Origin of the sequence: Proteus sp. G2609 (assembly GCF_963896135.1) — a bacterium.
Classification (GTDB): Bacteria; Pseudomonadota; Gammaproteobacteria; order Enterobacterales; family Enterobacteriaceae; genus Proteus; species Proteus mirabilis.
Window position 1 is genome coordinate 1 of sequence record NZ_CAWQNB010000003.1, and the last position, 15,713, is coordinate 15,713.

The 15,713-nt window shown below is 35.9% G+C and carries 15 protein-coding genes; 4 read left to right on the forward strand and 11 right to left on the reverse strand.

The window, feature by feature from the left end; all coding sequences use genetic code 11:
• The first annotated feature begins 249 nt into the window (after positions 1-249).
• Positions 250-816, forward strand: a complete 567-nt coding sequence (mrpI, locus tag AACV01_RS00435) for a phase variation DNA invertase MrpI (RefSeq protein ID WP_004247323.1) — start codon at positions 250-252, stop codon at positions 814-816.
• Between the two features lie 564 nt (positions 817-1,380).
• Here mrpI and AACV01_RS00440 read toward each other — a convergent pair.
• The 8 genes from AACV01_RS00440 to AACV01_RS00475 form a co-directional block, all read right to left on the reverse strand.
• A complete protein-coding gene (locus tag AACV01_RS00440) occupies positions 1,381-1,701 on the reverse strand; it encodes a helix-turn-helix domain-containing protein (protein ID WP_004244929.1) in 321 nt (106 codons plus the stop codon).
• Between the two features lie 20 nt (positions 1,702-1,721).
• The gene (locus tag AACV01_RS00445; protein ID WP_004247322.1) at positions 1,722-2,570 is read right to left on the reverse strand and encodes an MrpH family fimbial adhesin; all 849 of its coding nucleotides are present in this window, start codon (positions 2,568-2,570) and stop codon (positions 1,722-1,724) included.
• Between the two features lie 18 nt (positions 2,571-2,588).
• Positions 2,589-3,125 (reverse strand): fimbrial protein, encoded by a 537-nt coding sequence (locus AACV01_RS00450; RefSeq protein WP_161682283.1) that lies wholly within the window; start codon positions 3,123-3,125, stop codon positions 2,589-2,591.
• Positions 3,126-3,135: 10 nt separating this feature from the next.
• Entirely contained in the window at positions 3,136-3,654 is a 519-nt protein-coding gene (locus AACV01_RS00455) for a fimbrial protein (RefSeq protein ID WP_004244936.1), read from the reverse strand.
• 13 nt (positions 3,655-3,667) lie between these two features.
• The gene (locus tag AACV01_RS00460; protein WP_046334381.1) at positions 3,668-4,222 is read right to left on the reverse strand and encodes a fimbrial protein; all 555 of its coding nucleotides are present in this window, start codon (positions 4,220-4,222) and stop codon (positions 3,668-3,670) included.
• Positions 4,223-4,233: 11 nt separating this feature from the next.
• Positions 4,234-4,992: a fimbria/pilus periplasmic chaperone gene (locus AACV01_RS00465; RefSeq protein ID WP_081042229.1), complete on the reverse strand. Its 759-nt coding sequence runs from the start codon at positions 4,990-4,992 to the stop codon at positions 4,234-4,236.
• Between the two features lie 48 nt (positions 4,993-5,040).
• A complete protein-coding gene (locus tag AACV01_RS00470) occupies positions 5,041-7,668 on the reverse strand; it encodes an outer membrane usher protein (protein ID WP_004244939.1) in 2,628 nt (875 codons plus the stop codon).
• A gap of 239 nt (positions 7,669-7,907) precedes the next feature.
• Positions 7,908-8,435, reverse strand: a complete 528-nt coding sequence (locus AACV01_RS00475; RefSeq protein WP_004244940.1) for a fimbrial protein — start codon at positions 8,433-8,435, stop codon at positions 7,908-7,910.
• A gap of 1,247 nt (positions 8,436-9,682) precedes the next feature.
• Here AACV01_RS00475 and rnz point away from each other — a divergent pair.
• Entirely contained in the window at positions 9,683-10,600 is a 918-nt protein-coding gene (gene rnz, locus AACV01_RS00480) for a ribonuclease Z (RefSeq protein ID WP_023843513.1), read from the forward strand.
• 82 nt (positions 10,601-10,682) lie between these two features.
• Here rnz and AACV01_RS00485 read toward each other — a convergent pair whose 3' ends face one another.
• The gene (locus AACV01_RS00485; RefSeq protein WP_017628305.1) at positions 10,683-11,357 is read right to left on the reverse strand and encodes a DUF421 domain-containing protein; all 675 of its coding nucleotides are present in this window, start codon (positions 11,355-11,357) and stop codon (positions 10,683-10,685) included.
• A gap of 279 nt (positions 11,358-11,636) precedes the next feature.
• Here AACV01_RS00485 and AACV01_RS00490 point away from each other — a divergent pair, with 279 nt between their 5' ends.
• A complete protein-coding gene (locus AACV01_RS00490; RefSeq protein WP_020945264.1) occupies positions 11,637-12,272 on the forward strand; it encodes a lipoprotein in 636 nt (211 codons plus the stop codon).
• Between the two features lie 368 nt (positions 12,273-12,640).
• Entirely contained in the window at positions 12,641-14,644 is a 2,004-nt protein-coding gene (gene betT / locus AACV01_RS00495) for a choline BCCT transporter BetT (protein ID WP_004244946.1), read from the forward strand.
• Positions 14,645-14,714: 70 nt separating this feature from the next.
• Here betT and hpaR read toward each other — a convergent pair whose 3' ends face one another.
• Together hpaR and AACV01_RS00505 are read right to left on the reverse strand one after the other, a co-directional pair.
• Positions 14,715-15,152, reverse strand: coding sequence for a homoprotocatechuate degradation operon regulator HpaR (gene hpaR / locus AACV01_RS00500; protein ID WP_004244947.1), 438 nt, complete (start codon positions 15,150-15,152; stop codon positions 14,715-14,717).
• Between the two features lie 277 nt (positions 15,153-15,429).
• Positions 15,430-15,621, reverse strand: coding sequence for a hypothetical protein (locus AACV01_RS00505; protein ID WP_004244948.1), 192 nt, complete (start codon positions 15,619-15,621; stop codon positions 15,430-15,432).
• Between the last annotated feature and the right edge of the window lie 92 nt (positions 15,622-15,713).

Genomic DNA, 15,713 nt, shown 5'->3' on the forward strand with positions numbered 1-15,713 from the left:
TAAACAATTTGGTGTATTTTGATTGTTTCTCTAAATAGGTGTAAATATCACCTGCTATTCTCCTTTCTCTTACCTATCAATGGTTTTCGTTTTCTAAAAATTGGCAAACTTTCAATAAACTTGTTTAAAATTAACGAGTAAAAAAGAAAGTATAAAAAAAACACAACCCTTTATTGATGCATATTACTTGCTATAGTGATGCTGCAACTGACTTTTGTTGTTTATTATCTAATTGAAAAGGTTACGAAAATGAAGCAACGTAAATTTCTTACACGTTTTGAAGTGAATGCTATTTTAAAGCAAGCTAAGGAAGGTAGGTATCCCGAAAGAGATTACTGTATGTTTTTAATGTGTTTTTTACATGGTTTTCGTGTTAGCGAACTATGTAATTTAACATTAAGCGATATTGATCTAGAAAGTAGAATACTCTATGTCAGGCGTTTAAAAGGTGGGCTTTCAACAACACAACCTATTATTGATGAGGAATATGAAGCCTTATGCAACTGGTTGAAAAGTAGAGAAAACTGGAGAGAATCAGATTCTGAATGGGTATTTTTATCACAAAAAACGGGACCAATTTCCCGTCAACAAGTTTATGGGTTATTACGCCGTTTAGGTAAAAAAGCCAATGTTTCTATTAGTCCACACCCTCATATGTTACGCCACGCCTGTGGCTACGCACTGGCGGATTTAGGCAGAGATACACGTTTAATTCAAGACTATTTAGGCCATCGCAATATTTCCCATACGGTTATTTATACAGCAAGTAACTCAAAACGATTTATCAATATGTGGGAAACGCGAAACTCACAATAGTTCTTTATTAATAGATTACTTAAAAAGTTAATATCAATAATTGAGTACGTTTTATTTTACAATAAGAATATAGATATTTTTTTCTTTTTAATTCAAATTAGGATTTATATTAAAAATTATATCATTTAATATAAATAATCACGATAGTAATCTTAATAAAGAATTAATTAATGATACTTGATTTTAATAAACCCGGTCATATTTGGTGTACTAATTTTTTTTGAAATATAATCATTTTTATTCCAATAGACTCTATCTTAGAAGGTATCCATTTACCCACAGAAAAACATTAAAAAGATTTATCATTAATAATTTAACTTAGTATAAGAGATATATTCAAAATACAATTAATTCTGATTTTTTCGTCTCTTTCTACACATTTATAATGCTCATAAAGCAATCACTACCCATCTAAGCTCGCTTAGGGATAGTGATTGCAAGCCTAATGAGTGCAACATAACTCGACAGTCAATATCGCTATAGCGATCATTAAGGGAAAACATCCCCTTAGCCTGACCTAAATAGGTTGCTTATTTAAGGACTTTTTCTTGTAAGAGGTAAAGGTTAATACAGAAATGCGTCTAGTGCTTTTTTGGCTAAAAGATTGCTTCGTCGACTTAGCGGTTTGCCACTTTTGACCGACGTTGAAGTAATACAGTCCTCAAAAAACCAGTAAATGGGTGTGTTTAAGAACTTAGCTAATAGCACTAGATAAGTAAGATCTATTTTGTTTAACCCTCGCTCATAGCGTGAGAATTGTTGTTGGCTAACCCCTAGTTTTGCCGCCAATTGGCTACCTGTGTAACCTAACTCTTTACGCCTTTTTTGTATGCGCTTACCTACCAGTGCATTGACATCAATATTTGCACGACGATATTTCACCATGATATTTCAACCTTTTATTATTATGGTAACGTTAGAATCAACGCGCCAGAGCCAGAAAAATACCCTGGAGCAACATGTCCATTGGTTCTCAATTTAGAACTCACTTGTATAGAAACCATTTTGCCTTTTGCGACAAAGATAGCCTCTCCCTCTTCGCCAGATTTATCATTAATATATAAATCAGCATATAAGCTATTGTCATTACGTAGTGGGACTTGACGATTATTCATTCCTGTTGCAACAACCTGTAAAGAAACATCACGATTACACGTCACATTCACAGTTTGAGAACGAACCGCATTGTCTAATTCATTTTCCCCCACATTGCCGTAATCCAACTCAACAGAATGGGCTAACACATCACAATGTCCAACAGGAGGGGGAGCAATTGCACAAATAGAACCCGGTAATAAATAGCCATCTTCAGCAAAACCATAAGCATTTGGCTGATAAAATATACCAACGCACTCTTGTATGGTTGATGTATCAACATATCGATGAATGGCAACTCCTGGGCCATAAGGGAATCCTCCTAATTCTTTCATAACAGCAATACGTAGATCTTCCATTCTTCGATATTTATGCCCATCACTTAAAATAGTTCTGGTCGCTGAACCTCCAGACTGGTTAGGCTGATGACGATGATTTATGGTTATATAACAAGGTTTTTTTTTATAACAAGGATTTAAAGCCGTTGGTGGCTCGGGATCCCAACGCTGGATAATAAAAGTGTAATCAGCCCCTGTCCCCTCATTACCTACAGGTTTTGATTCTGTAATATAAGAAAAAATAGCGGCTATAGAGGAAGCTGGATATATCAACATGCTAGTAAATAAGTAAAAGATTAATTGGCGCTTAGGTATAAGCATATAAACCTCAAGTCAACATTAGTCATAATTTAAATGGAATGTAGCAATGGCGCTAAAGGGCCCCCGTTTTATTGATTGATTAGCAATTGCGGTAGGTTCTGCTTGTATAAAAGCACTAAACCTCAATGTGTTATTAGTTGAAAGTAAAGCCATATTTTTCGATGGCTGATTAATGGGTAAGAGGACTCCATCGCTATCTTCTAGACCAATAGCAATACCAGAGGCTCGACTTATTGGACTCAATGCTAGAAAACCTTTCCCTGCCATCGCCTTATTTTCATCACCTTTAAATGTGATGGAAACTTTGTTATTCATAGAGAGATCGCACTCCGATAGATGGATCTCAAATTGCTGGCTTTTAGTTCTTTCTACTCCATGGTAAAAAGCACTATCAGTCACTTTATCCAGCGTGATGACAATAATTTCATCACCGGGTTTTATTACACATGGCTCATCAATTAACTCACCATGAAAACGCATATTAGGATCAGCATTAGCCATAGCTATCACAGCGGCAAAGATTGCAGTACTCAGAGATAATCTTTGTAATATCATCCCGATACTCCTATTGATATTCAGCAAGTAGCGTTGCTGTTGCCTCAAATGCACCTTTTGTTAAGGTACTTCCTGATTTTTTTACAGGCACAGCTAAAATAATCGGCGGTTTATCAGAGGTAATAACAAACCGTTTATTTAAAATAAATGGCTCACTATCTATCGTGAGATGTACGGCTAAATCCGTTATATTGGTTTGTAAAGCAGCCGCATCAAATTGGCTTGCAGAGCCGATAATGGATAAACCTAATGCCCAACCTTTTGCATTTTCTTCACACTGCAACGTGTAATTGACGGTCTTTGTATAATTAATGCCATCGATGCGACTCGTTCCCAGTTGGTGACCAAAATTAACATCAATCATGTCATTGTTTTGGATCACACAAGGAGGGGGAATAAATAGTGTGCCAAATAATCTCAAATTATTTTCGCTGTTAGTGATTGTCGCCTTATTTGCCGTCTCATCAGCCATTAATGAAAATGATGAAAGTAACGTTATGAAAAAGAATATCCTCTGTTTATTAAACATTCCCGTTATCTCCTCACTGATATTCCATGCGCAATGTCGCTGTGGTAGAAAAGTCTCCTCCCACAAGAAGAGTAGAAAAATCACGCACAGGCACCGCTTCCAATACAGGAAAATCGGGATAAGTAAAATTAATTGCCTGCCCTAACTTAAGTGGTTTATTTTGATACAAAATACGTATACCTAATCCGGTAATATTGGTCATTAATGCATTGGCATCAAAAAAAGTACCATTCCCCTCGACAGAAAGTTTTAGTGTATTAATGGGCATTTGTTCACAACTTGGATGATAATCAACCAGACGTTTGTAATTTAAGCCATCAACTCGTGTACTTAGCACATCACCGAAATTCACTTCTACCGTTTTGCCCTCATTGATCATGCAAGGAGGGTGAGCGATAACGTACCCTTTTATATTGATAGGGATCGGATAAATAGGTGTAATAGGCGAATTTTGTGATAGTCCCGTACTTGACAAAACCGGTGTCACAGCAGTTACATTTGTTGTGATAAAAAAGCTCAATAGTACCAATATTGATACAAGACTATTTTTATAAATCTGCTGTTTCATAAATATACCTATTAATTTCCTTGGTCTGTTTCTATCACCTTACATTCACGACCATCGCAGCTAAATTTCAATCTTGGACGACCACCGTAATCATTGATGTAACTTAATACCGGAGAAGCCCCCAGCGTAGAAACCGTTAAATTGAGTTTCTCCTGCCCTCGAGGCGCTACCATGATAGGGGTAAATCCTTCTAAGCTTTTCCCTTTCAGATCCGTTAGACCATCAACAATAGTGATATAATAGGGTGTGGGATTATGCACAACATAACTCTCCCCCTGCTTTGTTAAGGTAATTTTTTCCTGCCATGGATTACTTAAATCAGTTTGGGTGGCATAAATAGATTTTGGTCGATAGAACAATTTTATCCGCGTTTGTAGTGCAATTTGTAATACGTTGGGTTTATCACTACGTGGAGGGATTTCACGTAAATTAAAATAAAAAACACTCTCTCTATCTTGAGGTAGTTGTGCAATATCAGGTAATGATTGCACTTTCACTTGGCTCTTATTCCCAGGTTCAATACGCTGAATAGGAGGTAATACAATAAGAGGTGTTTCTATTTTTTCTCCTTGCTCATTCTCTAGCCAACCTTGAGCTAAATAAGGTAATTCTTTGTTTTGATTACTTATACTCAGACTTACTGATTTATCAGCACCATTAAAAATAATACGTGTACGATCTAAAGCGATTGTCGCACCAACTTGCGACGTAAACACCATTCCAGTTAATAAGGTGGTAGTTACCATAAATAAATGTTTAGATGCCATCATCTTTAATTACTCTTCTCTCTATCAATCAATTATTGTTATTACTTAGCGTTATTTACTAAGAAATGAATGTTGAGGTAATGCTTGCGTTTTATCTGTTTCCAGGAATGATGTTGAAATAGTCGGCTGTCTTTGAAAGCAAGTTAAAAGCAGTGATGTGATCAGTTGTGTATCCGCCAATTTAGGAATGGATAATTGGCATTGGTTTTTACCATCCCAATGTACATACAAGACATCGCCTGAATTAATACCGCTTAAATAAACCTTTCCACCGTCGTTAAAAACACCTAATTCTCGACCATTAAGCGTTGTTACTGTCGCTGCAAATGGCGGAACGCCTCCTTCAGCCAACTGTACTGTTGCCATCGCTTTGTGTCCGGCAATCACATCAAATTGACGATAGCCAATAGCGCCTTCAGTCAAAGTTAATTGATGAATAGAACGTAGTGCTTCAACATTGTCTGGTAGCTGTTTAAGATCGATAGAAGCACTGCCTCGATAATAGTGATTAATATCGGGGATCACCGCCTTGCCAAAAATATTGGTATGAGATATGGCACTAAGACTTTTTACCGGGACATCGGAAACACCTTGAGTATCAATTAACAAACGGGTTGCCCCCGGCATATTGCTACGGTGAAAATCCCCGCCTTTAGTGGTTAATGTTGCCCCACCTTGGAAAGATAAAGATGCCGAAGTATAGTCGCCGTTAATATGACTGGCTGAAGCCGTTACTAAAGCAACATCACCATAATGTGTAAAGAAACCATCCGCCGATGGTTTACCTCGACTACTAACTCCTGCACTTAGACGATAATTATTGTTATCATCAATGCGATCGAAATAGCTGACATTATGTGAGTTACCTTCTTTATTTATGACCGAGTTATAACTTATCGTTGCTCTATCACGCCAAGGCAAATTAATGTTGAAATACACGCCGTTGTCATGATTGCCATTAAAACGATTACGATAAGCGGATAAGCTAATGTTAATGTTTTTAAACTTCCCGATAGCGAGATACTTTGATAAAGAGAAGTTGTAATAGTCGTTATTCGGTCTATCCCAATACCTTTGATGGTTATAATTTATATAGGTACTAAGTCCCCATTGAGGAAATTGTTTACTCAGTGTAAGGGTATAAAGCTCTTTATTATTTTCTTGTGCGCCATAGCGATAACGCCTATCTAAATATTGATCCATACTCATAAAATGACGATCAGAGAATCGATAGCCTGCAAAAGTGATTTGCCCATCTATAGATTCAAAACGCTTTGAATAGCTAATTCGATATGAACTGCCATGATAGTGTTTATTCTCATTAGCGAAGGTTGCCCATGAATGAGTCGTATCAAAAGAGATAGCACCTAACATCATTAGATCTCGTCCAAAACCTAGCGAGGCCGAGTTATAATCCTTAGAAACTAAAGTGCCACCAAAAAGAGACCAACCATTATTCACTCCCCAAGAAAACTCTCCCATTGCAAAAATAGGCCCTTCAGTTTTATGATCTAATCGAGAAGGCTTACCCGCAGATACTTTATATTGAAGGCGTCCCGGTCTTGTAAGATAAGGAATATTGGCTGTATCAATTTGGTATTCTTGTATTGTTCCGTCCTGCTCTTCAATACGAACATCCAAGCGTCCACTTACCGCATCATGCAGATCTTGAATACGAAATGGCCCAGGCGCGATTTGTGTCTCATAGATAATCCGTCCTTGTTGACTCACGGTGACTTTTGCATTCGTTTTTGCAACTCCCGTGATCTCTGGTGCATAACCTCGTAAATTAGGGGGCAACATTTGCTCATCCGTAAGTAAACTTATTCCCGTAAAACGGAAATTATCTAATAGGTTTGAACGTAAGTAAGTCTCCCCCATGACTAAACGGGCGCCCCATTTCGTTATCGCTCGATAAAGATAGAATTGATCCCAATTCCAGTGATTTTCTGTGCTATGCAATACACCAGTAGTGTGCTCATAACTTGCTTGCCAATCTGCCCGAAAACGCCAAACACCTAAATTTGCCCCCGCCGTACCATTTGCGGTGATCTGCTGTTTCTGCTTGCCATCACTAGGCGCTCTGACATTGGCATTAACGTTATAATCAAACAATAATCCAGCAATACCTTCGTCCCAAAAAGAAGGCGATTCCCAATTCGGTGATGAATACTCTAGATAAGCTTGAGGAAGAGTAATAAAAAAAACCCCACTACCTAAATCTGTCCTCAGGCTCATACCTGGTAACGATGCCTCATTAAGGCAATTACCCTTATCTTTCCAAGTTAACTTTTTTAACCATTCTGGTCTGAGTGCAAACTGCTTAACTAATATGGGTGAGATACAAGGTTCGCTTGCCTTGGGATCATCTTTGGGCACAATATAGTCAACACGATAAGTTCCACTTAATTCATTGTTATTAATATTAATAATTAACTCATACTTGCCAGGAGTAATATATCCCGCTCGGGAAAAGCTTGATAAATCAATATTTCCTCGATCTTTTAAGTCAAGAATATCTGAGTTAAATTCAATATCTTTGCTAACAGCAAATGACTCGCTGGCAATACTTGCCATCCCTATAATCACGAAATAGATCAGTGTGGTAGCAGAACGACCTCTGCACTGCTTACTTTTATGTTTAACATTTAAATCAATCGTCTTGAATAATTTAGCCATAAGTAAACCTAACTAATCCATTTAGTGATATTCGAGCCCAAAACAGTCAATTATCGGTAATGCCCCTACGGATGAAATATCACTATGTTTGATAATCCTTTTGTATTTATAAAAAGAGCGCGTTTTACTATTACTCACCATCGATATCTAGCGCGATGACAAAAGTGTCCTAACGATAAGAAAGCTCATCAGTTAACAAAGCCTTGTATATCCTTATACAAAGCTTTATTTGACGACTGTTATTGATAAGATAAAGCAAAAGTGGCTATTGCTGTAAAATCACCAGGAATAGCAGCTTTTGAGGAAGATCCTTGTAAATAAGCGGCAAAATTTAAGTCATTGTTACCGTCATTCAATGTTTGTGCGGCACTTGCTTGACCTAATTTGATTTGTTCACCACCTGCATTGGTGATAACAACAGCTGCATTTTTGGCGATCCCTTCAATACCTAAAGCACCCTCTAAAACATCAGGAGCTTCAGCACCGGTAAAGGTTGTTTTGACTGTTTTATATGTCTCAGTAGAACACTGTAATAATTTGATTTTAAACATTTTTGACGCACTACGGCCACCGTCCTTCAGTGCGCTAGATGACACTTGACCTAATGGAATACGTTGAGCACCTGAATCAGGATCGATAGAACAAGGAGCATCAATAATTGAACCATAGAATTCAACAGTACCATGTCCTTGATCTGCCGCTAATGCAGAGCCCGCAATGATAGATAAGCCTAACCCTAAAACTAAATGCAGTTTTTTTAATTTCATTTTTTTTCCTAAAATATAAAAGATAAATAAAGTATAAAAGCAACAACATTCAATTAAGAAAAATAATCCCATACAGGCGATACACTTCTCTTTTATGAATAAGATACGCAATGAATTTGGTATATCTTGATATATTGTAAAAACTAATCTCTATAATTAATCATCAATACATAAAATAAATAATAATTAACAACCGAAATTAGATAACGCTCATATCAAGTTGGGTTTATTATTCTCTGCCACTTTATTTAAGTCAAACCTGATAAATTTAATTAAATATATATTTATTAATACACTGATATTAATTGGATTTTTTTTCATCTTACGCAAATTATAATTACCCCCAAAATAAGCAATTAGATAAAAAAACCAAAAATAGCATCATAAAAAGAATATTTATAGACTTTTAAATACAAAATACTTAGATATAAAGTGTAAAAAATTGAAGGAAACATATTTTTATAAATAGAAATAAATTTTATTATTTTAATATTATAACAAAAAAACAAATAACCATAAATTTACATGTAAGTACAAAAAAGATACAATATTATAACTTTTATTATTCAATAACGATGATTTTTCAGAATAAAAAACCAATAAATTATTTTTAATGGAATTTAAAACTAAAAGGTTATTTTGAAATATTGCAGTTAAATTTAACAGCATGAAAAACAAGAAATTAATTAGAAAATTGAAAGCATTAACTTGCTAAGAAATAGAAATAGTAAAATTAAATAATGCTGTAACCAAATAATAAAAAAGAACTATATAGAAATTAAACCTTCATAATGGAATATTTTCTGATTAGACAGAATTAATATCATTACATTGTATTAACAAAACAACTTTTTAAGATAAAAATTAAAAACTAAAATTGTAAAAAAAACACAAAAAGTATTTCAATTTGTAAGATATGTTTATTTTTTATTTACTCAAAAAATCATAATTTAAATTTTACTTTTTTTTATTTTTTCAATAAGAACTTTAAACTTTATTAAAAAAAAGAAACAAATTAAGAATATGCCCCATTCATTCTATTTGTATAAAAACAGATACATTTAAATCGTTAATCAGAGAAATTTAATTTTAGTAAATAAAGTATATTATCTTTTATTCACACTATTATTCATATCAACTTTAATGAGAAGATTATCTTAATCACTGTTGCAGAATTTTATTTAGTTTAGATACCATTACGATTAAGATGAATGTTAAAAATTCACCATGGAGATCAGGATTTCATTATGGAACTTACCTTTTTAGGCACTAATGCAGGCGTACCTTCTAAAGATCGCAACGTCACCAGTATGGTACTTGATTTACAAAATAAACAAAAAAGTCTGTGGATGTTCGATTGTGGAGAGGCGACCCAGCATCAAATCTTACATAGCCATGTAAAGCTATCACGCATTAATAAGATTTTTATTACCCATTTACATGGTGATCATATTTTTGGTTTACCCGGACTACTCTGTAGCCGTTCAATGGGGGGCACAGAAAACCCGTTAACCATTTATGGGCCTACAGGCATTAAGGCATTTATAGAAACAGCTCTTACATTAAGCCAATCTTATCTCACTTACCCTTTAGATATTATTGAAATAGAACAAGATGGTTTTCTTTTTGAAGAAGAAGGTATACGTGTAAGTTGTGGCGCATTATCACATCCTGTCCCCTGCTTTGGTTATCGTCTAGAAGAAGACAATAAACCAGGTAAACTCAATGCTGACAAGCTAGAGGCAGAGAATATCCCTAGAGGCCCTTGGTATAAATTATTAAAACAAGGGAAAACCGTTACGCTACCTGATGGACGGATCATAGATGGAAAAGATTATCTAAGCACAGAGATCAAAGGCCGTTGTATTGTGATTTTTGGCGATACACAACCAACGCCTAATGCAGTTAAACTCGCTGAGAATGCCGATGTTATTGTCCATGAAGCAACCTTTAAACATGACATGGCTGATAAAGCCAATAGTCGTGGACATTCAAGTACCATACAGGCAGCTGAGTTAGCCAAAAAGGCGAATGCTAAGCGACTAATTATTACCCATATCAGTAGTCGCTATTCACCTAAAGAAACCCCCGAGCTATTAGCGGAATGCCATACTGTATTTGATAATACACAAATCGCCAGTGATTTTGAGACATTCAAACTTTAACTAATGCCAAATCAAAATAGAGCAACGATAGCGACTCTTGAGATAGTATTAATCGTTGCTTTTATTCTTTCACAGGATATTGCTACTCAGCAGTCGGAATGAAATCGTGTTTGATCTTACCGTCTTGCAAAATGAAATTGACTTTACCATCCCAAAATTCGGCTAAAAAAACATCTTCTGGGTTATCTATATGTTGTTTTTTCATCTCTTCGTTTAACCAATTTTCATCTCGTTCTATCTGCTCAAGTTCAGAAGCTCTGATCACTCCGTCTTTCATAATAATGATAGAGGGCATTTTAGCACCATCACACACCACCGTTATTTGTCCATCAGGTTCAATTTGAGCATAATTAACTTCTTGAAAAGAATGAATTCCTTGAGCATGTAACCTAGAAGTGATATTAAGAATATCAATCTTATTTTTCTTCTCAGTAATGTTTTCCATAATAAATCTTCCCTTTTTAATAATCGGGATCGGATTACCTATCGCTACTGCTCGGAAAAAATTAAATTTTTTACTGATATAATTGAGAAAAGAAATAAAAAATACACCAATCAAAAAGACAATAACATATTGGTAAAGCGGGATTGCATCTGTGTAAATAACCCCTCCCATAATCCCCCCTAAAACAAAATTACCAATAAAATCAATGGGAGTTAGTTGAGAGAGTTGTGTCTTCCCTGAAATATTCATATGAGCCAAAATTATTGTAAAACCAATAATAAACTTGATAACCACAAGCAGATAATATTCCATTTCTTAAGCACCTTTGCAAAACGATTCACACTGTAATTATAAAGCATAAAACATACCATTGAGAGAAATCTGACAGATATTAACCTTACAAATCTAATATATTTGACTAGTGGTAATCACTTAATATACTTAACCTTGTTGATTTTCAGACTCTCACTATACTTATTTTATTGGGAGTTAAGATAATATATAAAATATCAACTCAATAACCTCTCGCTTTTAATACTAGTTATGCGAGATATCATCGATATGTTTTGGATACATTCTCTGGAGAGAAACATGAACAAAAAATTACTGGCATCTTTAATTCTAGCAGGTCTTGTTACCATTACAGCAGGTTGTGATGATTCATCGAAAAAAGTGGATGAAGGTATTGATAAAGCAAAAGAGACAGCAACCCAAGTAAATGAAACGGCTCAAGACAAAGCAAAAGAATTAACAGATCAAGCTAAAGAAAAAGCCGCTGATTTAAAAGAGAGTGCATCAGCGACAGCTGACGAATTAAAACAAGATGCGGCCAAGCTAAAAGAGCAAGCTGAAGATAAAGCTGCAGAGCTTAAAGCACAAGCCGATCAAAAAACCGATGCATTAAAAGAGAGCATTGCACAAAAAACAGATGAACTAAAAGATTCTGCAAGTGCAAAAGCAGATGAAATCAAACAAAGTTTAAATAATGAAAGTGACAAACTGGCTGGTAAAGCAGAAGAAGTGAAACAAAACGCTAATACCACTGCAGATAACTTAAAACAAAATGCTAGCGACAAAGCAGCGCAACTAAAAGAAGATGCAGCTAAAACCAGTGATGATGTAAAACAGCAAGCGCAAGATACTAAAGATAAAGCGCTTGATAAAGCCGATGAGCTCAACGATCAAGCAAAGCAAAAAATTGATTCTCTAAAGGCTGACAATAAATAATTTCATTTCAGAAATTTTGATGTTGAAAAAGCCAGTAATATTTTACTGGCTTTTTTTGTGCAAAAAACAAACAGGAGTTGATCGATTAAGCAAAAAATGTAACCATACTATCCTTTTTTCAACAGGAGAAACCTATTAAAGCGTCAAGACGCTGACTAAAAACATATGATAATGAATTGATTTAATTGTAATTTTCTTCACCTTACGGAAAAATATAATTTATTTCCGTTCTTTTATAAAGCTTCAAGATCATCTGATGTTTTATTCAAATTTTCTTACAAACTTTTCTTTCCTAGCGATACCACTAACATGCTAGATTGCAATATCGAAAAGTCTTGTCTAAGAAAAATAACAAAAATAGGTTAACTATGAGCCAACAAAATGAAATCACACCAAAAAAAATTAGGATGAAAATTAATCCTCCCGTATTTTACACCTCCGCAATACTTATTATGCTCGTCGTAGGGTTTTCAGCGCTATTTCCTGAACTCGCTAATGACAAGCTAGGGCACCTTCAGGAAAACCTTTTCACCAACGCGAGCTGGTTTTATATTTTAGCCGTAGCATTGGTTTTGCTGAGTGTGACTTATTTAGGGCTATCGCGCTTTGGCGAAATAAAATTAGGCCCTGATCATGCTCGTCCACATTTTAGCTATTTTGCTTGGTTCGCGATGCTGTTTTCAGCAGGTATGGGTATTGGGCTGATGTTCTTTGGTGTCGCAGAACCCGTTATGCACTATTTAATGCCACCCACAGGGGATGCGCAGACGATTGAAGCCGCCAAAGAAGCTATGCGTTTGACTTTCTTCCACTGGGGATTACATGCTTGGGCTATTTACGCCATCGTGGCATTAATTCTGGCGTTTTTTAGCTACCGCCATGGCTTGCCATTAACGTTACGTTCCGCCCTTTATCCTATCATTGGCGACCGTATTTATGGCCCTATTGGGCATGCGGTAGATATTTTTGCTGTGATGGGCACCGTATTTGGTGTCGCAACTTCACTGGGTTTTGGTGTTCTACAAGTTAATGCCGGTTTAAACCATCTATTCGATATTCCAATTAATCCAACCGTGCAAGTGGTTTTAATTGTTGTTATCACCGGGCTTGCTACTATTTCGGTTGTCTCTGGATTAGAAAAAGGTATCCGTTTTTTATCCGAGCTTAACCTTGGTTTAGCCGTTATTCTTCTTTTATTAGTCATTATTCTTGGCCCTACTGTATTGATTTTAAAATCGTTTGTTGAAAATACAGGGGGCTATTTATCAGAAATAGTGAGTAAAACGTTTAATCTTTATGCCTACGAGCCAAAATCAAGTGATTGGTTAGGTGGATGGACACTGCTTTATTGGGGCTGGTGGTTATCGTGGTCGCCTTTTGTCGGTATGTTTATTGCACGGATCTCCCGTGGTCGTACTATTCGTGAGTTTGTTGTCGGCGTACTCTTTGTTCCAGCTGGCTTTACCTTACTTTGGATGACCGTCTTTGGTAATACCGCTATCTATTTAATTAAAGATAAAGGTGCAGAAGTTCTTGCGAATATAGTACAACAAGATGTGTCATTAGCACTGTTTGAATTCTTAAATTATTTTCCATTCTCATCAGTGCTTTCCTTTGTCGCAATGCTGATGGTCATTGTCTTTTTTGTCACCTCAGCAGACTCCGGTGCAATGGTGGTTGATACCCTAGCGTCAGGAGGAGATTCAGAAACCCCTGTATGGCAACGTATCTTCTGGGCTGCATTAATGGGTATTTCAGCCATTACCTTGTTATTGGCAGGAGGCTTATCAGCATTACAAACTGTCACCATTGCCAGTGCGTTACCATTTGCCATCGTGCTATTGGCATCAATTTATGGATTAATTAAGGCATTGCGAGTGGATGTTTATAAGCGAGATAGCCAACAGATGACGACTATCGCCCCACCGGCTAGCCGTAATCCTATTCCTTGGCAACGTCGATTAAGAAATATTGCTTATTTTCCTAAACGTTCACATGTAAAACGTTTTATGGAAGAAGTCGTTAATCCTTCCATGGAAATGGTGTCGGCTGAATTAAGCAAACAAGGTATTCAATGCTATATCCATGACGAAGAAGAAGATCGCATCGGCTTTGAAGTGGACTTAGGTGAGGATATGAACTTCTTTTATGAAGTACGATTACGATTCTATACTCAACCCGCTTTCGCGCTAGCCGGCTTAACGGATGAAGAAAAAGATGAAGAGCATAAATACTATCGCGCTGAAATTCATCTCAAAGAAGGTGGGCAAGATTACGATGTCATGGGCTGGACAAAAGAACAAATTATTCATGACATTCTCGATCAGTATGAAAAACATATTCACTTCTTACACGTATTAGGTAAAAGGTAATTTCACCTATTACATAAAAACAAAAGAGATGATGGTATAACATCATCTCTTTTTTCTTGGTGCACACATGTTATTTTTCAGTTGAATGACTATTTTCTGGATTTAACGCTATCAGTTCTTTCAGTAAGATAGACAAATGTTGCAGTTTTTCTGTAGAAAACTTTTGTTCGAGTAATTGGTACCCTTCTTCTATCTTAGGCTGGATTTTATCATATAAATTTTGCCCATTGGTTGATAGAGAAACGAATAATTTACGTTGATCACTCACTGGTTTTAATCGACAAATTAGCTCATCTCTTTCCATTCTAATCAAAATACCTGTCAAACTTGGACGCAGGATACAGGTTTTTTGTGCTAATTCGTGAAAATCGATAGAGCGCTTATCAGCAAGAACTCGGATGATCCGCCACTGCTGCTCTGTCAGATTATGCTCTTTAAGAACGGGGCGAAAAAATCCCATCGCAGATTCCCGTGCTTGCAATAGCGCGATTGTTAATGACTCATGCATAATCAGAAGCTCTTTATTGATAGATAAATTGATGAAAAATCACTCAATCTAGCCGGTGAAAATTATAACTCGTTATAGTTATAAATGAATAATATTCTAAGAATAGACTTTTTATTACAATTAATCATATTAACAAATAAATAAACTTGACTCAATTTCTAACATTTTAGGCTATTTTAGCAATTGATGACCTTAGTACTTTTCTCAGACAAAACTGCGTAATATCCCCAAAAAATAACAGGATAATATGTGTCATTTCGTGTTATTTATCAGCAAACTAGGCTAAATCACCTGATTTACCTATCGCTTTTCTTGACTTATTAGGAATAATAACAACCAGCGATAAGGTTGTCTCACGACTTTTTGAGATAAAGTTAACAGGTTGTAACAAAGAAAGATTGATCTCTTGGCTAATGCGAGGTAGCGTTACGGCTTTAAATTCACACAGCAAAGAAATCAGCAAGATCATTACAACTTTGTGAAGCGGCACTAGTTAGATAAATTCTGATTTTCTAACTAATGGTTATTTTAAGTGAAGACGCCCACAGATGAGAAGTCTGG